This window comes from Metallosphaera sp. D4-4, assembly GCF_046245145.1.
In the GTDB taxonomy this organism is placed as follows: domain Archaea; phylum Thermoproteota; class Thermoprotei_A; order Sulfolobales; family Sulfolobaceae; genus Metallosphaera; species Metallosphaera sedula.
Genome location: NZ_CP176412.1, coordinates 983,172 through 1,008,460, shown reverse-complemented (window position 1 = coordinate 1,008,460; position 25,289 = coordinate 983,172). Strand labels below are relative to the sequence as shown.

Sequence of the window (25,289 nt, the reverse complement as noted above, 5' to 3'; positions counted from 1 at the left end):
AAGAGGAGAAAGCTTTTAGTTTCTTCTCGTCATTACTAAGGTGAGAAAATGAGCATACAAGGACAAACATTCACTTTTAGTTTCTTCTCGTCATTACGAACTTTCCCTCCCCCTCACAGTGAGCCTCCTCGACCTTTTAGTTTCTTCTCGTCATTACACCTCCACCGCCACCTCCGATCAAGAGAAAGAACTTTTAGTTTCTTCTCGTCATTACGAAAAAACGGAAGCTACTGCACTGCCCGCACCCGAGGCTTTTAGTTTCTTCTCGTCATTACTTCGGGCAGGGTGTATCTGCATCTCAAGGCAAAATCTTTTAGTTTCTTCTCGTCATTACTACGACGCCCTGAAAACCGTCACGCAGGACATACTCTTTTAGTTTCTTCTCGTCATTACAACTGGCCTAGACCTGACCCCTGATGATGGAATCTCACTTTTAGTTTCTTCTCGTCATTACCACCAACGCTTTGCTCTGGTTTATCCTAGCTATCCTTTTGTGTCTTTTAGTTTCTTCTCGTCATTACCTCTAGGCCTATCCCTCTAGGATCCTCAGGTTCTGACTTTTAGTTTCTTCTCGTCATTACAACCTCCCCCAGTTGACATACAGTTTATTGCAATTCTTTTAGTTTCTTCTCGTCATTACTTTCTTCCCATGTGGGGTCTCTGATCGGTAGATCTCTTTTAGTTTCTTCTCGTCATTACATTTACTCCCCGGTAAAGGCCTAGGACTCGCTTAGCTTTTAGTTTCTTCTCGTCATTACTTTGAACAGTACTACTGCTCATCTTTGAAACGATCTTTTAGTTTCTTCTCGTCATTACTTTACTCCCCAGTCAATTGCAATAAATTGCATGTCCTTTTAGTTTCTTCTCGTCATTACGCTCCGGCCATCTATTGGGGAGAGACGGCCGACGCTTTTAGTTTCTTCTCGTCATTACAAAAGAGGAGTAAGGGCATCAGTATCGAGAAACTCACTTTTAGTTTCTTCTCGTCATTACATTTTCTAGCCACTCAATCCATCTTTGAACAGTACCTTTTAGTTTCTTCTCGTCATTACCCGTTGTCCTCTTTTATATCAAATGTCCCAAAAGGACTTTTAGTTTCTTCTCGTCATTACACCTTTTTCCAGTACACTATCCCCGTGGTCGCGACTTTTAGTTTCTTCTCGTCATTACATCAGTTCGTGTTGGCATGGCTATCGCGTCACGGCTTTTAGTTTCTTCTCGTCATTACAAAAAAAAATTAATGAATTTGGGCTATACCAAATCTTTTAGTTTCTTCTCGTCATTACGAATAGCTTCAGCCTTTTTTAGCACGTCCTCAAAAGCTTTTAGTTTCTTCTCGTCATTACATATTCTTTCCATGATCCTTCTTCCGCGTTGAGACTTTTAGTTTCTTCTCGTCATTACCCCGTGCTCGCGACATCATCCACGAAAGAGATGGTAACTTTTAGTTTCTTCTCGTCATTACCCCTAAGGTTGCCACGCCTTGCTTCCACGCTTCGTCTTTTAGTTTCTTCTCGTCATTACATATCAATGATTTAAGATACCTGTTTGCCTCCTTCTTTTAGTTTCTTCTCGTCATTACTACCCTAGGCTTAAACGGTATTTGAACTCTTTTATCTTTTAGTTTCTTCTCGTCATTACAAAAAACATGAAATTTATCCTAAACACGTAATATCCTTTTAGTTTCTTCTCGTCATTACAATTTTTGTTATCTTTAAGCTCGAGCCGACACTACTTTTAGTTTCTTCTCGTCATTACTGATCCTTTTGTTCATCAAAAATAACGTTGTTTTACCTGTTTATAAAACCGACTCTCCGTTAAGTCAGCTTAACTTAACGTTTCACACTAAACGCAGATTGAAAGGAATCTTACCTTCGATAACCGTTAAAAACTTTTTAGAGTATGTCCAGACTCAACGGGCTAGCACCTCGGTTGAGGCTTAAATACTTAAAAAGTGAACTAAGTTAGAAGACGTATTGCTCCTAGTTTTCATTCTCTTTCAGAAAGTTTTGTATTCTTTCTTACGCCTTCATATGGTTAGCCTATACATTACCTAAAAATAGTAATAGTAAGAAAAATTGTGAATAAGGTCAGTGAAATTAGTTCGTGGACTTTCATGTGTGTCCATAGCGTCGACATGAAGTTACAAATTTCGGAATTTTGTCGTAACAATGCTTAGCTCCCTCAACGAACTGCCTCCCGCAGTTCCTGCAGAGATACTCCTGCCTCTCCCTCATCCTGCCCTTCTTAACCAGATGGTTCTCGTCGCAGGAAGGGCAGGATACGTACCTGTAAACAAGTTTTCCTTCCACTTTTATGTGTGTCCAACAATTTATTTCTCCCTCCAAATTTCCAATAGATTGTAGACCATGAAGAAGGCAGAGAACCAGTGTTCAGGCTCCTCTTGCTCGCGTTCCACGGGAAATGGAAGTCCATCCCAGAGAGCCTGTGCTTAGCAGTCCTAAACACCTGCTCAACCCTGTTCCTAATCCCGAAGGTGACGTGCTCATGTTCAACCCCGGCGATTGAGAGGAAGTTGTACGCGGGGAGGCCATCATGTATATACTTGGCCCTCAGGACCTCGCCTCTCATCCTCATCTCTACCTGCCTCACTCGCTTCACGACAATGATCACGTCGAGGCCCGACCTGGCCTCGGTGACCATGAAGAACGGGATAACTCCCATGTGAACGTCCCTCACGACCCATAGGTAGTACATGGCTCCCTTCACCATGAGGACCTTCGTCTCGTCAACCGCATACTCCCTGGTCAAGGGAAGGTCAAGCGTTGCCCTCGTCGCTCTCCTCCAGTGGTGAACAGTACTCCTAGGGACCCTGAACGTCCTGAGCGAGAGCCCGAGGAAATAACCAGCCAACACCTCCCCCAACTCCTCAAGGGACCAGAAGTGGGGCTAAGGTTATTAAGTTCAAGAAGGTGAATCATTACTTGGGTCAGGATGGGAAGAGGTACGGTCCTCTTTACGATTACTCACGTGGTAAACCCGTCCTGACCCTTAAATATTATTTTGTCTAATTTAGCGATATTATTGGACACACTCCGGTTTAGAGACACCAGTTTCATTTCTCTTGCTCTAATCTCCCCAAATCCCTTGTTAAAGACCTTCCTTTACCCCGTTATGCTCGCCTCAATCTCCCTAAACAAATGATAATATAAATAGATAATATCCAGTTAATTTTCTATAAGTTAAGGTTATCATTCTATTCAAAATTTAAGATGCTAGATAATACCAGATTCTCCTACGATCCAAAGGCGAAGAAAACGTATATTACAAGTGGTAGTTACGGGAACAACCCTAAGATTGTAAACACTAAAAACTTTTAATCAATTTTATTTCTCATATTTTCCAAATAATTTTATGGGTAGACTAGTCCACTACTGTGGGGGTACAACTTGCGACTCTGTCACCACTGGAGTGCCTCGAGGACCTTCGCGTAATTCAGGTTGGGTTTCAGGGTCTTGACAATTGTCCTATAGTCAGGGCTCACAGACGGATTGGGTGGCTGCTCTACGGTGGCTACAGTCTCTCCGTTCACTAGGATCCCGGGTTTCTTTCCCTTGAACTGAAGCTTACCAAGACACTCAAGGTAGGTCCCCCAGTCTCCCTCACCCTCCTTCTTCCCCTCGAGTATCACGGTATCTGTATACGCTCTGGCCTTATTCCCCAACTCCCAGTCCCCGGTCACAAAAATAACCTTCTCGGCCACGGACATCTTCATGAACTTTAGCTCCTCAAGTAGACTCCTGTCTCCATAATTCCCCTGCTTGGATCTAGGGGGTATTCTGTGAATTTGATAGTAGCTCTCGAGACCAAGGATGAACCTCGGGAGACGAGGGTCCTTTGAGCTATTCTCTATCTTTCCGAGGAGCTCGTCGTAAACGCTCCTCGACGGAATTAACCTAAGTTCCATTCCTCTTCTAGCGAGTTCTCCCAACCTGGTTCCAAGGTTAATGTAAACGTTGGTATCGGCGACGATCAGGCCCTCCTCCGCCTTCTTCCTCAAAAGTTCTTCGTTCGCGAACCTCACAAAACCCGATCTCCTCCTACAAAGTTCTTCGTCGTCCTCCTCAACCGAGGCATCAAACTCAACCTTTCCTTGAAGCGAGAGAATGTTGATGAGTGCAGTGAGGGAGTCCCTCGTGAGCTGAGATACCCTGTCAGTCTCTCTCACGGGTGGAGGATCAAGATTAATGGATTTCTCAGTTCGCAGGTCGAGTAACTTGAGGTGGGTAAAGGGAACATAGCCGAACACTCTATAACCCTCGGACTCATACCTTATGTAAGCGTATCTAACTTCCTTGGCCTGGGCATAGTTAGCCGAGGTAAGAGCCATGCTCTTTCTACCTGGAGTGATATCTAGGATATCAATCTGCTCGCCCTTCATATAGTTTCTCCAGGCGTCTAAATCATCACCAACCACGATCTCCTTTATCTCTGGGGATAGGGACAGGAGGTTGAGAGCCTTGTTCAGGCCGTCCAATCTGCGTGGTACTGCGTACTCGCGGTAAATCCTAATCTCGTCAGGTTTAACTCCGGCAAACACCTTAGTCATTATGGCGTTAACTGTGGTCACGGACTTATCCGAACCAAGGGTTCCTAGTATCATGAGGTAAAATGGTGAGATGGATTTTAAATGTGATCTAGGGATCACAGCTACCAATTACACGCCTTAGAAAGGCACGATTTTCACAAAAAGGTTTATTTTGTTGCGGGTACCAGCAATTTGCGGGTACCAGCAAATGTTCGTGTACGGAGTTCCCACCACCAACCCGTTCGGCAGGGAGAGGGAGATTGGGATCCTGAGCAACTTCCTGAGGAGTGGTCAGCCCGTGGGGCTGATGGGTGTTAGGAGGGTTGGTAAAACGTCGCTCCTCCTGGCTTCCCTGGGTCAATCTTCCTTGCCCCACGTTTACATATCGGCCGAGGAGTTCACCTCTGGGAAGTCCTTCGATTTCCACTCCTTCATCTCAAGTTACGTGGTCTCCGTGACCTCAACGCTTTACTCCCTGGCAGGCTACAGGGTGTTAACGGAGAAGGGTAAATCATGGCTGAGGCAACTAAGAGACCTCGTAGGGGCAATAAAGGTGACTTTCAACATACCGGAGGTTTCAGCGACGCTCGACGTTACCCTGGAAAAGGTTGAGAGGAGGAAAAGGTTAGAGGAGGAACTCCCCAGGATTGTGGACTTGCCACAGATCATGGCTGAGAGGTTTGGGGTGCCCAGGGTTGTGATAGCGATCGACGAGTTCCAGTACTTGAACTTGGCAAAGCAGTCAATGCCCAACATTTTCCACGTTTTAAGGAGTAGGTGGCAGTTCCACACCAGGGTTTCCTACGTTATATCTGGTTCGCTCATTGGAATGATGAACGAGTTGCTCAATTCCAGGGATCAGCCCTTCTACCAATTTTTCTACTTGATGAAGGTGGGACCTCTGCCCCCTGATGTTAGCAGGGAGTTCCTGAGGAGGGGTTTCGAGCACTATGGAGTTCAAGTTAGGGACGAGGAAATTGATAGGGTGGTGGACTACGTTGACGGTTTACCAGCGTGGTTGAACCTTGTGGGTCTCAAGGTCGTGAGTGAGGGGAGGAGCGTGAACCAGGTGCTAGACACGCTTACGCAGGACATCAACGTGGTCAATGCGATCGAGGGAGACTTGAGGAAGCTGTCCCCAGGGGCCAGGAGCGTTCTCAAGAGGTTGGCGATGCTAGGTGGTCAGAGAAGGCCCAGGGACCTGGGGGACGATAGGTGGGGGGTCGTGAGAGCCTTACAGCAACTCGTTCGCTACGGAATCGTTGAGAGGGAGGACGAAGGAAACTACAGAATAGTGGATCCTCTGCTTGTCCATTACCTAAGAGGCAATTAGTCCCCAAGTTGATTGAAGATAGGCAAGACGGGAATTTCCACGAAGTAAGAGACCGCATTTACTGAGGAGTGGTTCAACTTTGGTTTGAAACACTTCACACAAAACGTGATCACAAGAAACGCGATCAACTCCTCCTTAACGAGTCACCGAAAATATACCCAAGCATACCCAACACGAAGGCTAACACCGCTGTGAGCAAGAGTGGGGTTAGGGATGGTAAACCGGCAATATTAGCGAATATGTAGGACTGTGCTAGACCTCCCGGGTTAGATAGTGCCACAATCAATACCCCAAGTACTGAAGCTAATCCCTGATACAGGCTCCTCACTCCTCCACTTACGACCCCTAGAACTATCGCCACCACAGCTAGGAGATACCAGTAGCCTAGGAATGAGACCAAGATGCTCAACACGAACTGAGCTATGGGAGCCCACTTCACGGTTCAATCCCCTCCTGGTACAGGTAAAGGAACTGCGGTGGGGCGTTGCTGGGTATCAACGTGTAGTATACCCCGTCATTCCAAGGCTCGAAGGTGTTGGAATAGTACGGACTTACCGGGTTCTCCGTGACTCCCCCTGGATAGATTCCCTGACCGTCCAAGGGATCTGACATGTTCACCACCAATCTCCATGAGGGTCCAAAACTTGAAATCAGTCCGTAGGATGCATCCACGGTGTTACCATCTCCAGAGGCTGGCAACTCCGCCGTGTTCAGTGCCTGTATACCGAAGAAACTTGTTAGAACTCTCTTGTGAAGGTTGCCCCACTCCCACGCTGATGAGAAGTTACCAAGGGTAGAGGTCAAGTTCTTCACGGTCTCAAGGTAGGCCTGAACCATGTCGTAAGACGCGTTGCCCCGGACCTTAGTGATGGGATTGGAGAACCAGGTTACGTTGGGGTAGTTCACTGTCCAGTTCTCTAGATCCTCCACGAGAGGGCCGTGATAGTAGTCGTCAGGCCCAAGGAAGAACGACACGCTTCCAAGTCCTTCGCTGGGAGTTATGTTGTAGTAGAGTAACCACGGCTTGAACACGTAGGAGATGTAGTTGATTAGCCAGAAGTAGTAGATCGTGACTGCGGTGGAATTCGCGTACATATCACCGTTCCACTGTGACAGGGCCTGATACTCGGGAGTGTCACTGTAGCCAGCCTGAGCCAGGGCTGAAAGGAGAGGTTTAAGGAAGACGTTCGTGCTGAAGTCGTGGACATTGAGCTGAAGTTCCTCCATCGCGGTGAGGTTGGCGGAGTGGAGTTGACTCAACACCGTGTAGATCTCATTGGCCCTCATTCCTGACTCGTAGTCCCACCCCAAGTAGAAGGGGTAACCAGGGGACACTGTTATCTGGTTTGCTGAGAAAACGAAACCTGTAGGTGGATCGTATAGACTAGGTTGATATTGAATGGGGACGAATCCTTCCCAGTCGTACTGACCTGTCCCAGGAAGAATACCCCTTGGATCTCCCTGTGCTATGATGGGGAAAAGTCCGTAGCTGAATATCCCAATGTTTCCCCTTGAGTCTGCGACCGCCCAGTTCTGCGTGGCCACCTTGAAGTACTGCTCCGCTATGGACTGAAACTGCAAGATCGAGGTGGCCCTATCCACCCTGAGGAAGAAGGTTAACTCGTAAGTAGGTTGAAGTCCTACCCAGTCCATGGCGATGGTGACGGGAGAAGTCTGTATTACTACCCCGTTCCTGGCCCTCAACACTTGAAGGTGGTATGGGGCTGAGCCCTTCACGTAGATGGTTTCATTCATCACGGAGAAGTTGACCCATTTCCCGTTCCAGAAGTACTGTCCAGGATGTGAGGGGCTGGTCTCCTCTGCGTAAAAATAGGTTTGCTGAATTTGACCGTTAGTTGCTCCCCACGCAATGTATGGGTTGTGGCCTAAAACTATTCCAGGGAATCCAGGGAACACGACCCCTACCACGTTCTGTCCTGGGGACACGAGCTGGAACCCTATCCAGATCGAGGGAACGGTGGTTGAAAGGTGTGGATCGCTGGCCAGCAATCCACTTCCGCCGGTAAGAGGAGAGTTGACTGCCCAGTCGTTGCTTCCCAAATCCCTCAAGCTGAGAAGGAGTTGCGATACGTTAATGGTGCAATACCCAGTTCCAACCGTCAAGTTAAGGGGAAGAGTCGGAGGATCTGGTGGACTTGCGTTAAGAGGGTAAAAGTAGGTTGGGGTATACAGGGATAGGTTGGCTACGTCTCCACTCTCCGTGTAAATCCCTGGGTTCAGGTTACTTGGAACAATGGGATGTTGTACTCCCTCTGGATACGCTGGGTAGAAGGCCCTGACCACGTTTGGGGGCATCTTCTCCAGGGCAAAGGTGAAATAGAGCGGGTCGAACTGGGAGGCTGTGTTCTCCCACAGGAAGAGTTGCTGTAGCGCGAAGACGTCGGTGATGGTCCAGTTGGTTGGCCTATAACCGAGAAGCTTGAACAGGAGGGGAAGCCTAGCTGGACTTACGCTGGCTATGTAGTCGTTTATACCCTTCACGAACTCGCTCACGGCCATGTACGTGTAACTCGTGGGTGAGAGGTTGGCTACCTCTTGCTGGGCGATCTGATAGTCCCCCAGTTCCCGGAAGAATATATCTGAGGACAGGGCACTCTTTCCGAGCACCGTGGATAGGTTCCCCGTGGCAGTTAGGAGAAGGAATTCCATTTGCGCGAGCCTATACTCCGCCTCTAGGTACCCTTGCTCGTAATATACGGCCCAGGTTTCGTTGGAAGCTATCCCTATGAAGCCGTCGGGCTCCCTATATACCGTGACCAAGGCGTGATTGTTCCCCTGGGTTAGGGTGAAGGTTGTGACGCCTGTGGAATATAGAGGCTCTGTGGCCCAGACTCCGGTAGATGGGTTCAACAACGAGAATAGGGGAGGTAAGGGGGCCAAGGGTAGTGATCCGAAAAGTATCACTACCACGAGGAGAACTCCGGAAAGAACCAGCCTTGACTTTTTCGTGTAAAAATCACCAATGTTAATGTAAATTTCTAGGTTAAATTTCTTTGGAATTGAGAGTTAAGTTCTCAGTTATGTTGCCAAGACCAGTGATGTAACTCGGTTCCCGAAGATCTCATCCTTACGATTTCTTCACGGAGGATTTCGTGGAGTGGCGCGTTTACGGTCTCACCTTCGCGCCAGCCTAGATGGCACACTGTTCGGGTTTACCTTAACCCTCAGTACTGTTGGCGCCTTAGTTGACCAGCTGACTGCCTCCTCCGTGGCCTTCCTCAGCTCATCCCTATCCCTAGCCTCCACAACCTTCACTCCTATCCCCTCGAGAACCTTCGTGTAGTCAATTGGGAAGACCTGCGTCGTGAAGGTGGTTCCATATCTCATGTTCTGGTTCATCCTCAGGAAGTGCTGAACACCATCCTCCACGAGGACTGTCAGGAAGTTGATCCCGTTCTCTACCGCAGTGATCAACTCCTGAAAACACCCCTGAAATCCCATGTCACCTATTATGCTCACGACCTGCCTCTCTGGGACTGCAATCTTTGCCCCTATACCCGCTGGGATAGCTGAACCCATGGCGTTGAAGATCAACGAATTGAAGTAGGAGTTGGGCCTATACATCTGGATGTCAATGGCCATGACCTGATTCGTGCCCGCATCTGCGATCACCACCCTGTCCTCCCCTAGAGTCTCGTTTAGGACCTTGGCGAGAAGGTCGTGGGTTATCCCCTCTCCCTGCAGGTTGATCTCCCTCCTCTCAACCCTGAAACTCCACCTGGGCAACTTGACCCTCTCCACCACCTCGGTTAAGAAGGCCTCGGCGCTAGCCCTCACCACGACGTCTGCCCTGAAGGAGGTGTTGAAGACTGAGGGGTCAGGATCGACGTGAAGAGTCCTAGGAAGCTTCATGCTCCACCTCCTAGTCTCGAGGTCATTGAATGAGGTTCCAATGGCGATCAGGCAGTCCCCAGGGATCTCGGCGAGGTTGAAGGTTATGCCAGCGTAAAGAGGGTGATTCTCAGGGATGCTTCCCTTACCCCTAACCGTGGTCAGGACAGGAATTCCCAGCTTTTCCAGGTAGGGAACCAGATCGGATCTGGAGGCCCCGTATCCCAGGAGTAGGACGGGCTTGGAGCACTCACTCAGAAAGTTCACAGCCTCCCTCACCTCGTCCTTACTAGGGTAGACCAGACTTCTTGGAACCTTCACTCTCTCCACCTCAGCCTCGCCCTTCTCCTCAAGGACGTCTACAGGGACCTCAACGTAAACAGGCCCCATCCTATCCTGCAGGGCTATCCTGAAGGACTTTTCCATGACTAGGGGTACCTCCTCGGGGGAGTAGATCCTGAAAGACGCCTTGGTTATTTGTTTAGCTACCTCGATCTGTGCGTCGTAGTATCCAGTGTCGTGAAGTTGTCTCCTATGCCTATACCTGAACTCCTTGTTGAAGGAGATTAGGACAAGGGGTGAACCCTCGGAGAAGGCCTCTGCTAGCCCGGTTAAGGAGTTTGTGAAACCTGGTCCGTTCACCGAGATGAAGATTCCCACGTTTCCCTTCAGTCTGGCGTAGTAGTCGGCCATTATGGCGCCCCCGTACTCCAGTCTCGGCATGTAGTAACGAACCTCTTGTCTCTCGACCCTCTTCCTTATCTCCTCATAGAGGGAGAGGCCGTGAGTCCCAGGTATCCCGAAAACGTCCTCAACCTGGGAGGAGATCGTGTCCATCAGGAGTTCCGCGGTGGTTTTGGCCATAGAGTAATGATGGTGGAAAGTAAATTAGTTTTTATGGTGATGGGGGGGGGGAGTAGGTTCACACAAGGGGACAGTGACTGAAGACCACGCGGTAGGTGTCGGATCTACACCGAGGGCTAACTCTAAATAAGGAGATGTCTGCCTTGTCAGTTAAGAGTCGAGTTAGCGTATTTCCCTTCCGGCCTATACCTGGATTCATCCTGCACGTGTCACGGCTCAAGGAACTGGATCCACTAAGCCTCAAACCTTCCTTGAAATACACTCCACTATCTTCTTCACGTTAACCTCAGCAATCCTTCCAACGCTATTCCCAAGGAGTTTCTCCAGGATCCCTAGGTTAAGGTTCGCGTCCCAGAGAATCCTAGTTCCTTCCCTGTCATCCACAATCTCAATGTTTATCGCGAACTTTATGTTTACGCCAGCGGACCTCCCAGTCCCAGACACGAGGATCCGTTGCCCTTCCCTAGCCAACCTGGAGTTGGCGACCACGGTCAAGGAGGAGATGTGTGGGGTCAAGTCTGAGACGTCTAACTTAAAGACTGCCCTGAACTCATCTCCCTTAACCTCATACTCCTGTATTCCGGGAAGGCACTCAGCAAACCGGGAGGGACTCGACAACAACTCCTCAACCCTCCCCCTCTCCGCTTTAATCCTCAGATCGCTCCTGAGCTCCATCTTCTCCTCCCCGCGATCGTAGATAGGACAACGTAAAGAGACGTAATGTACCTCTCCTCGTCTAGTGATCCCCTCCTAGCGAGGACCTTGCTAACCATTTCCCGCATGTCTGGGCTAACCCATGACGGGTCAAGGTCTAGTGGGCCTGACAGTCGAATATCCCTTGTCCTACTCCTTTCCTTGACTCCAAGTTTTGACGCAACGAGGTCACCTACCTTCTCGCCTAAGAGCCTTGCAGTCGTGAACTTCCCACCTATCACAGAGATCAAACCTGGGACTTCTTCATGTTCTAGGATAAGGTAGTCCCTGCTTGCCTGCCTTCCCGAGTCAGCGTTGGCTATCAACGGCCTAACCGATGCGTACACCCTGGATACCTTCGCCTGAGCTAAACCGGGCACTAGTTTCACTCCTTCCCTCAACAGGAGGTTGACCTCCTCGTCGGCGATTGAGAAGTTGTCGGGATCATCCACGACCGTGGCCGTGGTTCCTAGAATTGAGTTCTCACCGTAGGGGACCAGGATATCCCCGTCGGAGGGTGGCCTCAACCTGTTCAGGACCATGTTATTGAGTCTTCTGTCGAACACTACCATGATTCCAGCCGTGGGAAGGACTGGGACCTCGCCAATCCCCGCAAGTTCCGTAACCTTGAAGGACCAAGGGCCTGAGGCGTTTACAACGATCTGCGACTCGACGACGTGGGTCTCTCCAGTTAGCCTGTCCAGGATCTTAACCTTAAGTTCACTTCCCCTCCTAATCTCAACAACTTCAGCCTGCGTGAGTATCGTGGCTCCGCTCAACGAGGCTGTGAATGCGACACTGGCCAATAGATCGTAACCGTGGATTACCTTGTCTGGAACCCACACCGCAATTCTGGTGCTGGGATTGGCGTGGGGCTCAGCCTTTTGAAGCTCACCCCTGTCCATGACCCTATGTTTAATTCCCAGGGAGTCTAGCGACTTCAGGAACCTCTCAGAGAACTCCACCTCCTCTTCCGTGATTCCCAGGAAGAGGCCTCCCGTGTCCCTCACGACGTGTGGCGCAATCCTTGAGATTACCTCGTTCTCCTCGGCGCACTCCTTGGCCGATCCCGGATCCGTCACGGCATACCTAGCCCCACTGTGGAGAAGTCCATGGAACTTTCCAGATGTCCCTGAGCCTATATCCCCTCTCTCCACTAGGATCACCTTGACTCCCCTCAGTGCCAGGTCTAACGCAGTGAAAAGGCCGTTAGCCCCACCGCCTATAACCGTGACAGTAGCGGAATCCTTGGAACTTAACCTTTCCATTTTCCCATCACCTAACTTGAAAGGACGCGTATGGCCATGCGCGGGTCGTCGGTGGTTATTGAGTCTACCCCCATCTCTCTAGCCTTCATTACCTCCTCCTCCGTGTTGACTGTCCAAGTTGCAACCCTATACCCTCTCCCATGGGCCATATCCACGAGTTCCCTGTCCAGAAGGCCAAACTCTGCCTGAATCCAGTTCACCCCAATCTTGTCCGCCAGTAGCAGCGCGTGTTTCACGTTATTACACGTTAGTAATCCCAGCGTCAATGAAGAGTCCATCTGCCTCAGTCTCGAGAGCGACTCGAGATCAAAGGATATGACCTGGGTCAAGTCCTTGGTCCCAGTCTCCTCAAGAATCTCCAGTAGCCTCTCCTCAATCCCAGGGTAGAACCTAGATCCGTGCTTTACCTCAACGTAGTAGTTGACGCCCTTTACCTGGGTTAGGACTTCCCTCAGGGAGGGCACCCTCACCCCTCTCCACCTCTCGGAGAACTTTTGCCCAGCGTCAAGTTGCCTCACCTCAGCCCACGTCCTCTGTGAGACGTAACCTGTTCCCGTCGTAGTCCTATCCAACTTGTCGTCGTGGATTACCACGAGCTCGCCGTCCTTTGTCATGTGGACGTCCATCTCCACGCCAAAGGCCCCAGCTTCCCTAGCCAGCAGGAAGGACGGAATAGTATTCTCTGGTGCCTCCAAAGGGAAACCCCTATGTCCATACACGAGTGGATAATATTTCATGATGAATATCATCTCTATCCCCATTTTAAGTCTATTGTGAAAAATCAAATGAACTTTAGGCCACCGCTACGATCTCCCTTGAGTATCCTGCTCAAGGTTATGATTGTAACCACCATGACAGGTAGTGCGGCGACGAGTGCTGCTGAGGCTACCAGTGCCCAGTTAATTGTCCTGTAATAAATCTGGGCCAGGGCGAACACGGTTACGGTCTCTGCCCCCTCCGGCGGGAAGGACCAGTTGTAGGGAGTCTGTGTGAGGATAAGTGGGTAGAAGAGCAGGTGCCAGTTCAAAATGAAGGAGAGGAGAAAGACTGAGAAAACTGAGGTCCTCGAGAGGGGCATAACTACTCTCAACAACCTCCGCTTGATCTGGAAGACCTCAGCTACGTCATCGTAGGCCCTTGGGAAGGATAGGTAGTTGTTGTGGAAGAGCCAAACGGCGTAGGTTGCAGTGAATATGGGAGTTGAGATGATGAGTGCCCACCACGTGTTCATGAGGTTCGTGGACGAGAAGAAGATGAATAGTGGGATGATGTACGACGCTGAGGGCAGGGAGTAAAGGTAGATCGAGACTGGGAGGATCCATCTCCCCTTACCTCGGGAAATTTCATATCCTGAGGGAAAGGACACGAATATGGTCAGGAGTGAGGCCAGCACGGCTACGACGACGCTCGACACGATGTAGGGAATGGATTGATCCAGCGTGGAGATGAAATACTTCGTGGTTAAGCCCGCCGGGACAATCACGGGAGGAGACCTAAAGTCTAGAGAGGAGTGCCTAAACGCGACCAAACCCATCCAATACACAGGGAAGACAAGGAAGAATAGTGAAATCCCGAGTATCACGTACATGAGGGGCTTGAACACCCTGTCCGGTATCCTGAGCGAGAGGGAGATGAAACCTGACCTCTTGCTCCTTGAAATCAGAAGGATTAGAATTGCGGGGATACTGGCCATAACGCTCAGGAGCGCAGCGACGAGGGCTCCCCCAGAGAAGTTACCGAGGTCTATGATCTCGTAGTACACGAGGAGAGGGAGAGTAGTAGTTGCGAAGCCTGGACCGCCCTCCGTCAGCGCATATGGGATGTCAAAGTTTCCCAGTGCTGAGAGGAAAGCTAGGAGGAACGCTAACCAGAAGGCCTTTCCCACCATTGGGACAGCTATCTTCCCGTAATACTCGGAGAGAGACAAGTTGTCCAGGAGGGCGTTCTCCTTCACGTAACTTGGAATTGACCTTAACGCGGTAAGCGTAATGAGGAAGGTGAGCGGGATGGTTGACCAAATACTCACCATGGTCACGCCGTAAATCGCGAGGGATGGGATATTCAGGGGATCAAACTTCAAGTGAAAGAGGTAGGAGAACCAACCGTAGTTCGCGTAAAGACTTATGGACCACACAAGGGCTGCGGAGGTGAAGGGTAAGGTGTAGGGTAGCATGATCAGGAGGGACACGATCAGCTTCCCCCTCGGTAGGATGTCCACAGCCACGGCAAGGATGAGCCCAATTAGGGCTGAGATTATCGCCGTGAGACCGGCGTAAATCACGGTATTCCAGAAAACCTCCGAGATTGGGAGTGTACTCAAGGAGGTCAAGGACTGTGAAAGGTTAAGGCCAAAATAGACGAAGGTGTAGAGGAAGGGGACTATCCCCAAGGCAACTATGTATCCAAGATAGGGGATCGAGTACCTCATCCTAACTCCCCAGGACCTTATACCTAGTGATTGCGAACTCCACTTCCTCGCCAATCCTAGGTCTCACCTTGGATAGTGCCCTCAACCTGTCCCCATTCACGGAGAGGTGAACCATGTAGGAGTTTCCTGCAAACTCAACGTTCCTAACCACGCCCTTATACGGACCTTTACCTAGGTCCACGTGCTCGGGAAGGACGCCAACCTTTCCGCTCTCCTTGACCAGGCCTCCGTCAACCACTGACATCCCAAAGAAGGTTGCTACATCCACGCAGTTGGGATTGAGGTAAATATCTTCAGGGTGGCCGACCTGGCGGAGCTCCCCGTTTAGCATAACCCCTATCCTGTCGGCGAGGGCCATGGCCTCCGTCTGATCATGGGTCACGTAGATCGTGGTAATTGATTCCTCCCTCTGGATCTCCTTTATGAGATCCCTAGCTGCTACCCTCTTGGGGACGTCTATGTTGGAGAGGGGTTCGTCCATGAGAAAGACCTTAGGCCTCTTCACCAGCGCCCTAGCCAAGGCAACCCTCTGCTGTTGTCCTCCCGAGAGCTCAGCCGGATACCTTTCAAGGAGGTGGTGAATGTCAAGTCTCTTGGAAATTTCATTTATTCTCTCGTCTCTTTCTCCTTTATCTAGATTTTCGATAGGTAGGGACAGATTCTCATACACGGTCTTATGCGGATATAAAGCGAAATTTTGGAAAACCATAGCCACGTTCCTTCTCCCAGGAGGGAGGTGGTGAACCCTCTCGTTATCTATGAGGATTTCTCCCTCATCAATTGTCTCAAGTCCAGCAATGGAACGTAAAATAGTTGTTTTCCCGGAACCTGATGTTCCGAGAAGGACAAAAAACTCTCCCTTTTCTACCTTCAGGTTAACTCCCTTTACTGCCTGTACCTTACCGTACCTCTTTGAGACCTGCCTCAGCTCAACGCTCACTTAGATCCCCTAACCATAGTAGGACTTGAGGTATTGCATCCACTGCGAGGCTATGGTGTTCAGGACCTGCTGTGGGTTGTTCACCTGGCCCTCTAGGTAGAGCAGGACCTCGTTATTGAAGGTGGGAAGGAGTTGCTCGTATGTCGGAGGAATGATGGGTCCGACATCCCATCCCTCCTCGGCTATAGTGGGCATCACTGTTAACCACTGCCTCTCATATGAGGGTAGAGACGTGTTAGACAACAGGATATTGTAGGCCTCCTTAGAGATTGGGAATATCTCGTACATGTAGAAGAGCTTCGCCTGAACCTGTGGCGAGACCAGGAACTGCAGGAACTCTAGGGCCAACTGCTGATGCTGAGAGTACTTGCTTATTCCCACAAAGTCTGAACCGGCAACGGCGTAACCACCGGGTAAGGGGGCGTAGGCAAGTTGCTCCAACTGGCTCTGATTCAGGCCTCCGAGGGGTCCGGGCCACGATATCATTCCTGGGGATTGGGGAAGGTAGTTGATGATGTTGTCGTAGGTTATCTGAACCTGAGATGGCGGAATCATGTAGGAGACTAGCTGTTTATACACCTCAAGGGCCTGAACGCCGGCGGTGGAGTTAATGGAGGGTAATGGGAAGTTGTAGCCGGGAAGGATCTTACCCTGGAAGTATACCTGGAACTCAGGAAGGCCTGAGATGAGTCCGTCATTCAGGCTCGAGTTCCTCGCGTAGTAGTATCCAAAGATCACCAGGTAGGAGTTCCATATGTTGTGGGAGGTGTCGTCAGGTAACAGGATTCCGTACTTGGTCACGTGGTGAGAGGTGAGGAACTGGTCTACGTCTATGACTACGCTCCAGTTCTGCCAGGTTTGGGGTGAGAAGTTCATGTGATACTCGTTGTAGAACTCGTTCTGTAGGGTCTTGTTGTCAAAGATTGTGGTGTTGTAAACCAGGGTGTCAACACAGGTCGCGTAAGCTATACCTGCGGTGATGTTCTGATGGGTTGTGTAGTTGTAAACTATCCCCGCGTACGTCTCCTGGGGCATTATTAGGTCGGAGGTGTTAAAGTCCTGCGTAAGGTTTAAGGGAACTAGATAGGGGGCAATCAGGGCCGACGACGTTGGAGTGTATGACATTATATCGAACTGCGAGGAGTGGGCCTTGAGGTAAGTTAGCTCTACGCTGATGTATTGGCTGAAGGGATACGTGTACACGTTAACCTTGACGCCTGGATGCTGTTGCTCAAAAAGCTTACCGGCCTCGGTAATGTAATCTCCGCATATACCTGACCAGGCAATAATGTTTAGCGTGGTTGCGTTACCCGTGTTTCCACCACTGGAAGTGCTGGAGGTTGAAGTCGTAGTCCCGTTGCTCGATGATCCACCCGAACCGGAGCTAGTTGAGGTCTGAGGTGTGGAGCTCGGTCTACTAAGCATCATGTATCCAGCAACTGCTGCTATCACAATCACGACCACCGCAATCACGGCGATCATGGTTGTGGAAATCCCAAGTCTACTTTTGCGACCAAATTCACGACCGTTCTTGCTTACCATTTAACATCTGAGTAGGGTGTCCAAGGTACAATATTTAAAAACTATGATTATATTATATATATTGATATATATCCTATATAGTTCACTAGATACTATGTATTCTATATAGTTAAGAGTGGTGGGGAATGACTGGCCAAACAGAGTGGGGGACACATCACTTGACTACTAGAACTGAACAACCAGTTGTCCTATCTAATAGTCAATCTTCTCACGCGACGGATAGATTTAAAGGGTACTCGACCCCTGAGTCGTTGTGGATAAGGACGAGTCAGGACTAGCAAAGGACGCCATAGGCCTCTGGGGACTTGTTTTCTACTCTATATCAGTGATTTTGCCCGGGGGAGCCTTTGCCATAACCGGGGCTGCAGCCATTATTTACGGTGGATACTCGGCCCCGCTTGCCTTCATTCTGGGAGGATTGGCCGTGTTCCTATCTGTGATTCCTATCTACTTCTTTAGTCAGTACATCTCCAGCGCTGGGGGTTATTACAAGTACGTTGAGAGCTCGATCCCAAACAAGTACCTGTCTAAGACCGTGGGGTTCTGGCAGGTGTTTTGGGTGGTTGGGGATATGATCGCGGCATCCTCGGTGATTCCGTGGTTGAGTTGGGCCTACTCTACCCTGTTCCACGTGTCTCTCCCCCTTGATGTAGTGTTGCTACTTAGTCTAGTAATTCCTATGTCCTGCCTGCTTGTCAGTTACTTCGGGATAAGCCTATCATCAAGGATTGCAGTGGTGGTTGGAACTCTTCAGATAGCCTTTTTCTCTGTGCTGGGGGTCGCCCTCCTCTTGAGATCTATGCATCCTTCTCCTGTCTTAAGAGTTGAGGACTTTCACAGCCTATTTCTCTCCATGGTTGTGGGTGCTCTCCTGGCCTACAGCGGTTACGGATCAATCATATCCCTTGGGGAGGAGGCCAGGCTATCCAGGAAAACCATCAAGAGAGCTGTGATGGTGTCGGTGTCCATCATGGTCCTGTTCTTTAGTTTCGTCGTTTACAGTATTGTGGCCTCGGCGGGCCCAGACCTCCCGGTTGCCCAGGCCCAGTTGGCCCCTGGTATATACGTGACCGAGGAGCTGTTGGGCGAGAGAGTCTCGTCACTGGCCCTCATCATTGTCCTGTTCTCCCAGGTGATTACATCGGTGCTTTTCGGGAACAGCGGGGCTAGGACTGTGTACAGCCTCGCTCAAGACGGGTTCTTTCCTGATTTCCTCAAGGTCACTAGACGGAACGGAAGTCCCTTCAGGGCTACAGCCTTCATTATCGGCCTTGGAATGATCGGGTCACTTTCCACAATAGTTCCCCTGATCCTAGACTACGGAGTCGGGAAGGGGCTGTTTTACAGCTTTACAATTTGGGCCACCGTCATAACGGTGCTCTTCCTGTTCATTCAGATCGTCACGAATATGTCCTTACCCTTTTTCCTGAGAAGGAGAGGGATAAAAGTAAAGGTCCTCGATCACTTGTTGCCGTCCGTCACTGGATCCTCAATCCTGGTTGTGGCCCTTTACTATTCCCTTCAGAACCTGGATCCTCCCCTCAACCTGATTTACTTCATACTTGTGGGATTGGTAATTACACCCTTGGTCATGGTGTACGCTCTTCGTGATTCAATTGAGGTTGAAGAGAGTCCCGGAGGGGCAAGACCCAATCATGAGGGTCTCGGTTAGGCCTTAATGGGTGGCGCTACATCCGGGACTACCCGGGACCGTTATGTAATTGGTGAAAGCTTCTATGATACGCAGGAAATAGATAACTCCAGAATCACCTCCTAGACTCCTAATCGGTTCAACAGACCTTACGTGATAGAAGAATTTCATTTTTACGTGTGGTATAATAAATACTTTCTGAGTAACGCAATTTTAAACTGGGGAGTGAATGAACATCTCTAAAATTTTACCTGATTAATTTAGAAAATTTTTAATTAAGTTATTATTGTTGGCCCCACACGTTGAGAGAATTCCGGATTGTCAGGTTTAGTGAATACATGATAGGTTCGGATTTTCACACTTAGTTTACTAACCAGTCGCTCCGTCACCTCCCCCATCACCTAATCTAAGAAGTTAGAGAACTTTCGCGCGCGTGAAAGTAGCGAATACGCATGTACCACTAAGGCATAAAATCCTCTTACACATACATCTCACATGGTCAAGGTTACCAAGAAGTACCAGGTTACAATACCTAAGGAAGTGAGAGAAAGGATAGGCCTAGAGCCCTTCGAGGAGGTCGAGGTTGTGGCCTTAAATCAGGACGAAATACTCGTGAGGAGGAAACCCAGAACCGTGAGGGATCCGCTACCCATTTTGTTCGGTTCTCGAAACGACATGGAGGTGCCTCCCGAGAAAGTGGACGAATTTGCGGAGGAGTAGGAACTGGAAAAGACGGTTTTCATGCTTCAGGTATGTGTGATTGGACTGCACGGATTAACGTGAGGCTCGGGATTGCTCACGTGAGTCCGTGTGGCAGATAGAGGAAAAAGACTAAATGGCTCTAGATCAAGAAAGATCGTGGGAGAACTCTTGAAAGAGCAGACCAGGGGAGATGAACAAGATTTGAGAGAGGCAATAAGGGAAATCCTCGAGAACCTGAGTGTTAGCGAAAACGACTGGGCTAAGGCAGTTAGGGAGAGCAGGGATGAGAGGTGAGCTCTTTTTGACGTTTCCCGCATACTCGCCTCCCTAGAATACAACGTGGGAGAGGGCCCTAAGCTCCCTTCATAAAGTGTAACGTTTGCATCAAGACAAGATGTTAATCTAGAAGTTACCTTTACAACCTCTTCACCGCCTCCCTGTAGACCGGATCCAGAAACTCATAATCGTGAATTATGCTCATTTTCTCAAGCTGTTGCAGAATATTGCTCAGGGAATTGGACGATAACGTGGAGCCCTCCCTTCTGGTTAGGCACTCATACAACTTGGACCAGGAGTTGTTCCCCTCGGAGATGCACTTCAACGTGTGCCTGTACCTTCTGCCCACGATCTCCGAGACGTTCCGCTTGCTCCTCACCAGGTTGGAAATCTCGTTGACAGCCACCCCCAGACTCATCTCCTTGACCTCCTCGATATTCTTCCCCGCCACAACGTAGTTGCCGGCCAGGGTCAACCAGCCCGGGATCCCGTCAAAGAAGTTCACGATCTCCTGTATCATGCCCTCATCAACGTTCTTCCCTGCCTCCTTGAACCCCCTCCTCAGGAACTCGACTCCGCTCTCCCTTGAGAACCTGTCCAACCTCAGCTCGTAAAAGTACCTCCCGTATAGCGGAGAATCGTGGTCCTCCACCCCCACAAAGTCGTAAAGTAACCCAACCTCTGACCCCGTCAGGATGAAGGTCAGGTTCCGGTCGTAATCGTATGCGTGAGCGATGGCCTCCCTGATCTCCCTGGACAGGGGTCCCCTCAACCTCTGGGCTTCGTCAATTGCTATCACAATCCTCTTCTGATTCAAATGATCAAAGAGATCGGCCAGGGAAACGTATCTCTTCCCCTTCCATGAAAGTTCCACCGACGTTCCTAGGATACTTACACCCCTCACTTTCCTTATCACGTCCACAATCTTGTCCAGGGAGGAGGACAGGGCCTGGGAGAGTAACCCGTAAACATCTTTCCAGCCGTAGTTATCCTTTAGTTTTCTGGCGTCCACCAGGATGAAAGGGAGTTTGCTTTCATTCAGTGCAACTAGAAGGAGGGAAGTTTTACCAATCCTTCTTACGCCAGAGACCACAATTAACGGCCTGTGTAGGTTTGCGAGAAGTTGATTCAACTCCTCATCCCTGTTGAATAGGTCCTCCCTCCTAGTTTTGGGTCTCTCATCAAATAACAACTTCAACCCCTGAATATATGTTCTGGGGCTGAAGTACTAAAATCTTTAGATATCACAGCACGTTATCTGAACGTTGTTGTCCCGATCTACACATGTTGTGTGAATTTATCCTTACATAGACATTTGTATCACTAAATTTTCATCAGGAGAGCGAAGTGATAGAAGGCGTGTCGCGAATAGCATGGACCTCTCATGACCTGATCTCTCTACATGAAAGAGCAAGAACTCTGAAACTTAATTGCAAATTAAATGAAAAAAAATTTATCTTAACGATTTAAACTGTGAAGAGACTTACTAACTGTCTCCTTCTCCAGAGGATCCTTGATCTGGGCTGTTATCGTAGGTGGAATTTGTGTTGGTGGAGTTGTCTGGGGAGTTGTCGTAAGTGGAGTTGGTGGAGTTGTCGTGATGACTGTCGTCGTAAGTGGAGTTGGTGTATGTCCCGTTCTGGTACGAGTCATCGTGATGACCGTCATCAGAGTAGGTGGAGTTGGTTGAATCGTCGTGATGACTGTCGTCGTAAGTGGAGTTGGTGGAGTTGTCTGGGGAGTTGTCGTGGATTGTCGCGGTCGAGTTATCCGGCGTATTATCATTGGTGGAGTTGGTTGAATTATCCGGGGAGTTATCGTGGGTTCCCTGTTGACCTTGAACGGCCGGATTTATCTGATGTATTATATTACTAGTCACATTATTTACATTGGATCCTAGAACCACAGCACCTGAGGCCAGTACAAGGCCCAACAGGATTAGGAGTATTTTACTCATGGCATCACCGAGATTCCCTTGCCTAACGTTATTTATAAGGAATCTCGAGGTAGCGTTTCATTCCGTTCTAGTGGAACGTCAATAGCTGTAAACACACCGTGATTAGTTTCGTGAAAAGGATACGTGAAAAGGTGGGATATGAATGTTTCATATAGATTATCTTCTATCTGGATAGATGGGAGATATATCGTGTCCCTATGGGCAGATCCGCAACTTGAGAAAAACGATAACCTGGTTCCCTAAGCTACACGCACTCCTTGAAGTTACTTACGTGACTGGACAGGTTTTAGGCCTTATAGCTCGCTACGTTAAAATGCCTTGAAAAGTTTCGTTCCGTTCACGTTTCAATATTTCGTCTGAGTTCCTAATTAAGAAGAAACGAGAGTGAATAAGTGATAAAAATGATGGCGCAAGAACTTGAAGAAAGGAGGGAACAAAAGGAGATAAGCGAAGGTAAACTAACCCTCTATTTAGCCTTAGTTGTGGTAGCATATGTCATTGTTGATATCTTAGGCTATCTGCATATATTTTAAAAGTTTTTGTTTTTCTTTTTATCTTGCATGTGTAAAATACAAGGGTAAAAGTTGAGTTTTTTCCCTCTCTTCCCTGTTTACCTAACAAGGTTAAGCCCTTAGTTAGCATGAATATAGCCTTGGGTAGGTGAAAGTGAGTGTGCAGTGACTAGACCCGAAAGTCAGGTTGGCTTATCGGGAGGTGGTTGGGATACCTCATACCAGATTTTCCCACCTTCCCTCCTCTCCACAAGGTAACCTAGTTTCACGAGCTTCTTGATCCTTCTATAAACGGTGGACTTGGGTAGTCCCGTGTCTCGCACTGCGTCTGATAGGGTTCTTGCTCCCCTTTTGAAGGACTCCAATACCATTATATCACGATCGTTGAGCTCCTGAGTTGTGAGCTCCGCCTCCTCCTCTTTCTCATCCTCCTCGACAGTCTGACTCGCTTGTGCTTGGCTCATCTGTTGGGTCTGGTTCACCTGCTCAGTCACGGGTCTCCTCCTAGACCTGAAATATTCATATAGGAAGAAACCAACAACGGCATCAGTAACCAGAACAGCAACCAAGATTATTAGATCCTCCTTACCGAATCCACTCGAGCTTTGAGAAGATGTGGAGTAAAGCACCTCTAGAGAGCTACCCTGCAAAGTTAGGTTGTATAGGTTTCCCCTGGTTTCCAATGATGTGGGTGGCGGGTATACATAGGCAAAGGTATAGGTTCCGGGAACAATGACGTTGAAGGTAACGTTGTAGGGCTCTGTTCCCTGGATTACACCTTTGGGGAAACTGGCAACGTAGATCACCGTGACTCGAGATGTATTATAGAAGTATAGGTAACCTCCAGTAAGATTAAACTTCGAACCTATAACCCGAAGATCTGTGATGTTATCTCCTATAACGTGAAATGTGGACACATTGTTAAGATGAGCCACAACGGTTCCGTTGTAATATATGACAACGGATTGCTGACCATATGTCAGCAAGGGCGCCAATGTTAGGAGCATCAGAAGGCCAAGATATCTCATCGAATACATATTTGACGAGATTTTTAAATTTCTTTTGTTAACTGTGGGAGTACCTTCAAGACTGAAAAGGACTCTTCATATCATGATACAGAAATATCCCGTGTTCGGACTTTTCAAAAAGGGAGAACGCAGTATGAATTTCAAAAAAATGTTTATGGGTTTACATCACATTGAATCCGCTTTGTACTATGGCCAGTACATCAACTATTACATATGCTACAGCTGCTATTAACATGTATAGGGTTAGTTTAGCTTCACTTATCTTTTCCTTTATCTCCATTTACTTCACCTCTAAAGTGATATGGGCGTGCCTCCCTTTTTAAGAATCCCGTGAAAAAGTGAAACAAAACATGAAACGGAACCAAGGAACCTAAGAAAAGCTTAAGTGAAACTCAACAAAAATTGTAAGCTACCTAGATCTTATTTCTCCCTTGAGGCGCTTAGATCCACGAACTGACCGAGCCCCTCAAATAGCCTTCTTTCAATCGTCATTTCCACCATCGTCGCCCCCATAACCGGTGGTTGATCCAGAGGTACTAGAGGATGAAGAAACGTTTCCAATGTAAACGTTGCCAGAGCTGTCAACTGTCACGAGGTATTGCGGAAGCGGATATGGGGCCGGACCAGCAATAACTCCTCCATTGCTTGGGGAGAACTCTGCCCCATGACAGGGACACGCTATGAGCTGTTGCCCTGGCAGATAACCAACCGTACAGCCCGCGTGTGTACACACTGCGCTATAGGCCTTTAATTGACCGTTGGGCAACTTAACCAAGATCCCTGGGGAGCCGTTGGGAAGCCTGAACAGTTTGGCTGAGTTGGGACCCATCTGGTTTGCGTTGGCTATGGGTCCGTATGACGCTTGAGTCTGAAGACTTCCCTGGGATCCGCTTGAGGAGGGAGACGATGGGGCTGAATTCCTTCCAAGTATTGCCACTAGAGCCAGGGCAAGAGCCGTGACTCCCACGGTCTTCAGGAAGGTTCTTCTACCCTCGTTCACAACCTTCTCCACTCTTTTCCTAGGAGGAGTCCAGTCATAATGGGCCCTTAGATATCCCTCGTCAAGGAGGCCATCCTTCATAGCCTCTAAGAGCGGTCTGTTAGACGGCATTAAAGACAGATACACATGAAAAATTGCCAAGGATGTAAGGAGAAGGGCAGACAGAACGTGAAGAATCAGCAAGTCCTGGAAGTAAGGGAACAGTAAGCTAAGTTTCAATGGGTTCCACAAAGCAAGTCCCGTGAGCCCAAGGCCCATCATGGATAAGACCACCCCGACGTGATAGGCTCTCTTAAGAGGATGATACTTTCCCTTGGCCCTCTTAACCCTGAGATCTAGACTTAGCCTCATCTCCCCACTTCTACCGTCACTTACCCAATGATACAGGAGGAGAAGCCCAATGGGTAATAGGGTCCAATCGTGAAAGTTGAGCAGACCAAGGTTGGTAGTTGTGAGCATGTAATATCCTGAGATCCCCGCAATTAACAGCGCACCAAAGGAGGCCCAATGAAATATCCTCTGCCCCTCGGAGTACAGGAGCACTGTTCTCTTCCCGTTGGTAGGAGGACTTGCCTCGACCAATTTTCCTCTAGCTAAGTGATAAAGAAAAATTCCCGCCAACGAGATAAGGATTACGAATTCGGCAAGGAATTGTAAGAATCGCATGAGTTGCTCTAATCTTAGGGTTATTTAT

At 49.0% G+C, this 25,289-nt stretch carries 19 protein-coding genes, 1 pseudogene and 1 CRISPR repeat array (1 of these 21 only partly in view); of the genes and pseudogenes, 5 read left to right on the top strand and 15 right to left on the bottom strand.

The window, feature by feature from the left end; translation table 11 throughout:
• Positions 1 to 1,758: a CRISPR direct-repeat array (repeat unit 24 nt; unit sequence CTTTTAGTTTCTTCTCGTCATTAC) (it extends 5,717 nt beyond the left edge of the window).
• Between the two features lie 574 nt (positions 1,759 to 2,332).
• Positions 2,333 to 2,942 (bottom strand): annotated as a pseudogene (locus tag ACI49J_RS05595) (IS6 family transposase).
• Positions 2,943 to 3,421: 479 nt separating this feature from the next.
• A complete protein-coding gene (locus tag ACI49J_RS05590; protein ID WP_409366470.1) occupies positions 3,422 to 4,624 on the bottom strand; it encodes a PIN domain-containing protein in 1,203 nt (400 codons plus the stop codon).
• 100 nt (positions 4,625 to 4,724) lie between these two features.
• Between ACI49J_RS05590 and ACI49J_RS05585 the strand changes: the two genes are divergently transcribed.
• A complete protein-coding gene (locus ACI49J_RS05585; RefSeq protein ID WP_240253440.1) occupies positions 4,725 to 5,882 on the top strand; it encodes an ATP-binding protein in 1,158 nt (385 codons plus the stop codon).
• Positions 5,883 to 6,006: 124 nt separating this feature from the next.
• Here the strand turns inward: ACI49J_RS05585 and ACI49J_RS05580 are convergent, their stop codons facing one another.
• The 9 genes from ACI49J_RS05580 to ACI49J_RS05540 all read right to left on the bottom strand — a co-directional run bounded on the left by ACI49J_RS05580 (position 6,007) and on the right by ACI49J_RS05540 (position 17,469).
• On the bottom strand, positions 6,007 to 6,321 hold the full coding sequence (locus ACI49J_RS05580) for a hypothetical protein (RefSeq protein WP_240253438.1): 315 nt from the start codon (positions 6,319 to 6,321) through the stop codon (positions 6,007 to 6,009).
• Complete coding sequence (locus tag ACI49J_RS05575) at positions 6,318 to 8,813, bottom strand: penicillin acylase family protein (RefSeq protein WP_240253436.1); 2,496 nt, start codon at positions 8,811 to 8,813, stop codon at positions 6,318 to 6,320. Before ACI49J_RS05575 ends, ACI49J_RS05580 begins: the two co-directional genes overlap by 4 nt.
• 204 nt (positions 8,814 to 9,017) lie before the next feature.
• Positions 9,018 to 10,598, bottom strand: coding sequence for a thiamine pyrophosphate-binding protein (locus ACI49J_RS05570; RefSeq protein WP_240253434.1), 1,581 nt, complete (start codon positions 10,596 to 10,598; stop codon positions 9,018 to 9,020).
• A gap of 240 nt (positions 10,599 to 10,838) precedes the next feature.
• The gene (locus tag ACI49J_RS05565) at positions 10,839 to 11,273 is read right to left on the bottom strand and encodes a CoxG family protein (protein ID WP_240253431.1); all 435 of its coding nucleotides are present in this window, start codon (positions 11,271 to 11,273) and stop codon (positions 10,839 to 10,841) included.
• Positions 11,252 to 12,559 carry an FAD-dependent oxidoreductase gene (locus ACI49J_RS05560; RefSeq protein WP_240253429.1) on the bottom strand — a complete coding sequence of 436 codons (1,308 nt, stop codon included), beginning with the start codon at positions 12,557 to 12,559 and terminating at the stop codon, positions 11,252 to 11,254. The genes ACI49J_RS05565 and ACI49J_RS05560 overlap by 22 nt, the downstream gene beginning before the upstream one ends.
• 11 nt (positions 12,560 to 12,570) lie before the next feature.
• Positions 12,571 to 13,296, bottom strand: a complete 726-nt coding sequence (locus ACI49J_RS05555; RefSeq protein ID WP_240253427.1) for a glycerophosphodiester phosphodiesterase family protein — start codon at positions 13,294 to 13,296, stop codon at positions 12,571 to 12,573.
• Between the two features lie 44 nt (positions 13,297 to 13,340).
• Positions 13,341 to 15,041 (bottom strand): ABC transporter permease subunit, encoded by a 1,701-nt coding sequence (locus ACI49J_RS05550; RefSeq protein WP_240253425.1) that lies wholly within the window; start codon positions 15,039 to 15,041, stop codon positions 13,341 to 13,343.
• Entirely contained in the window at positions 14,989 to 15,927 is a 939-nt protein-coding gene (locus ACI49J_RS05545; RefSeq protein WP_240253423.1) for an ABC transporter ATP-binding protein, read from the bottom strand. Before ACI49J_RS05545 ends, ACI49J_RS05550 begins: the two co-directional genes overlap by 53 nt.
• 9 nt (positions 15,928 to 15,936) lie before the next feature.
• A complete protein-coding gene (locus ACI49J_RS05540) occupies positions 15,937 to 17,469 on the bottom strand; it encodes an extracellular solute-binding protein (RefSeq protein WP_240253421.1) in 1,533 nt (510 codons plus the stop codon).
• 253 nt (positions 17,470 to 17,722) lie between these two features.
• On the opposite strand from ACI49J_RS05540, the gene ACI49J_RS05535 reads away from it, so the two are divergent.
• The 3 genes from ACI49J_RS05535 to ACI49J_RS05525 all read left to right on the top strand — a co-directional run bounded on the left by ACI49J_RS05535 (position 17,723) and on the right by ACI49J_RS05525 (position 20,116).
• Positions 17,723 to 19,141 carry an APC family permease gene (locus tag ACI49J_RS05535; RefSeq protein WP_240253418.1) on the top strand — a complete coding sequence of 473 codons (1,419 nt, stop codon included), beginning with the start codon at positions 17,723 to 17,725 and terminating at the stop codon, positions 19,139 to 19,141.
• Positions 19,142 to 19,615: 474 nt separating this feature from the next.
• Positions 19,616 to 19,840, top strand: coding sequence for an AbrB/MazE/SpoVT family DNA-binding domain-containing protein (locus tag ACI49J_RS05530; RefSeq protein ID WP_240253417.1), 225 nt, complete (start codon positions 19,616 to 19,618; stop codon positions 19,838 to 19,840).
• A 90-nt stretch (positions 19,841 to 19,930) separates the two neighbouring features.
• Positions 19,931 to 20,116: a DUF4145 domain-containing protein gene (locus ACI49J_RS05525; RefSeq protein WP_240253416.1), complete on the top strand. Its 186-nt coding sequence runs from the start codon at positions 19,931 to 19,933 to the stop codon at positions 20,114 to 20,116.
• 121 nt (positions 20,117 to 20,237) lie between these two features.
• Here ACI49J_RS05525 and ACI49J_RS05520 read toward each other — a convergent pair whose 3' ends face one another.
• Together ACI49J_RS05520 and ACI49J_RS05515 are read right to left on the bottom strand one after the other, a co-directional pair.
• Complete coding sequence (locus ACI49J_RS05520; protein ID WP_240253415.1) at positions 20,238 to 21,296, bottom strand: ATP-binding protein; 1,059 nt, start codon at positions 21,294 to 21,296, stop codon at positions 20,238 to 20,240.
• A 288-nt stretch (positions 21,297 to 21,584) separates the two neighbouring features.
• Positions 21,585 to 22,055, bottom strand: coding sequence for a hypothetical protein (locus tag ACI49J_RS05515; RefSeq protein ID WP_240253410.1), 471 nt, complete (start codon positions 22,053 to 22,055; stop codon positions 21,585 to 21,587).
• Positions 22,056 to 22,456: 401 nt separating this feature from the next.
• Between ACI49J_RS05515 and ACI49J_RS05510 the strand changes: the two genes are divergently transcribed.
• The gene (locus ACI49J_RS05510; protein ID WP_256464100.1) at positions 22,457 to 22,588 is read left to right on the top strand and encodes a hypothetical protein; all 132 of its coding nucleotides are present in this window, start codon (positions 22,457 to 22,459) and stop codon (positions 22,586 to 22,588) included.
• Between the two features lie 161 nt (positions 22,589 to 22,749).
• On the opposite strand, the gene ACI49J_RS05505 is transcribed toward ACI49J_RS05510, so the two are convergent.
• Both ACI49J_RS05505 and ACI49J_RS05500 read right to left on the bottom strand, forming a co-directional pair.
• The gene (locus ACI49J_RS05505) at positions 22,750 to 23,595 is read right to left on the bottom strand and encodes a winged helix-turn-helix domain-containing protein (protein ID WP_240253409.1); all 846 of its coding nucleotides are present in this window, start codon (positions 23,593 to 23,595) and stop codon (positions 22,750 to 22,752) included.
• A 481-nt stretch (positions 23,596 to 24,076) separates the two neighbouring features.
• Positions 24,077 to 25,261, bottom strand: coding sequence for a cytochrome b/b6 domain-containing protein (locus ACI49J_RS05500; RefSeq protein ID WP_240253407.1), 1,185 nt, complete (start codon positions 25,259 to 25,261; stop codon positions 24,077 to 24,079).
• Positions 25,262 to 25,289 lie beyond the last annotated feature (28 nt).

Bases quoted from the DNA above. Each gene is read 5' to 3' on its own strand.
- ACI49J_RS05555 (WP_240253427.1), bottom strand. From the start codon at position 13,296: ATGAAATATTATCCACTCGTGTATGGACATAGGGGTTTCCCTTTGGAG.
- ACI49J_RS05530 (WP_240253417.1), top strand. From the start codon at position 19,616: ATGGTCAAGGTTACCAAGAAGTACCAGGTTACAATACCTAAGGAAGTG.
- ACI49J_RS05565 (WP_240253431.1), bottom strand. From the start codon at position 11,273: ATGGAGCTCAGGAGCGATCTGAGGATTAAAGCGGAGAGGGGGAGGGTT.
- ACI49J_RS05505 (WP_240253409.1), bottom strand. From the start codon at position 23,595: ATGAGATATCTTGGCCTTCTGATGCTCCTAACATTGGCGCCCTTGCTG.
- ACI49J_RS05515 (WP_240253410.1), bottom strand. From the start codon at position 22,055: ATGAGTAAAATACTCCTAATCCTGTTGGGCCTTGTACTGGCCTCAGGT.
- ACI49J_RS05570 (WP_240253434.1), bottom strand. From the start codon at position 10,598: ATGGCCAAAACCACCGCGGAACTCCTGATGGACACGATCTCCTCCCAG.
- ACI49J_RS05590 (WP_409366470.1), bottom strand. From the start codon at position 4,624: ATGATACTAGGAACCCTTGGTTCGGATAAGTCCGTGACCACAGTTAAC.
- ACI49J_RS05540 (WP_240253421.1), bottom strand. From the start codon at position 17,469: ATGGTAAGCAAGAACGGTCGTGAATTTGGTCGCAAAAGTAGACTTGGG.
- ACI49J_RS05500 (WP_240253407.1), bottom strand. From the start codon at position 25,261: ATGCGATTCTTACAATTCCTTGCCGAATTCGTAATCCTTATCTCGTTG.
- ACI49J_RS05560 (WP_240253429.1), bottom strand. From the start codon at position 12,559: ATGGAAAGGTTAAGTTCCAAGGATTCCGCTACTGTCACGGTTATAGGC.
- ACI49J_RS05510 (WP_256464100.1), top strand. From the start codon at position 22,457: ATGATGGCGCAAGAACTTGAAGAAAGGAGGGAACAAAAGGAGATAAGC.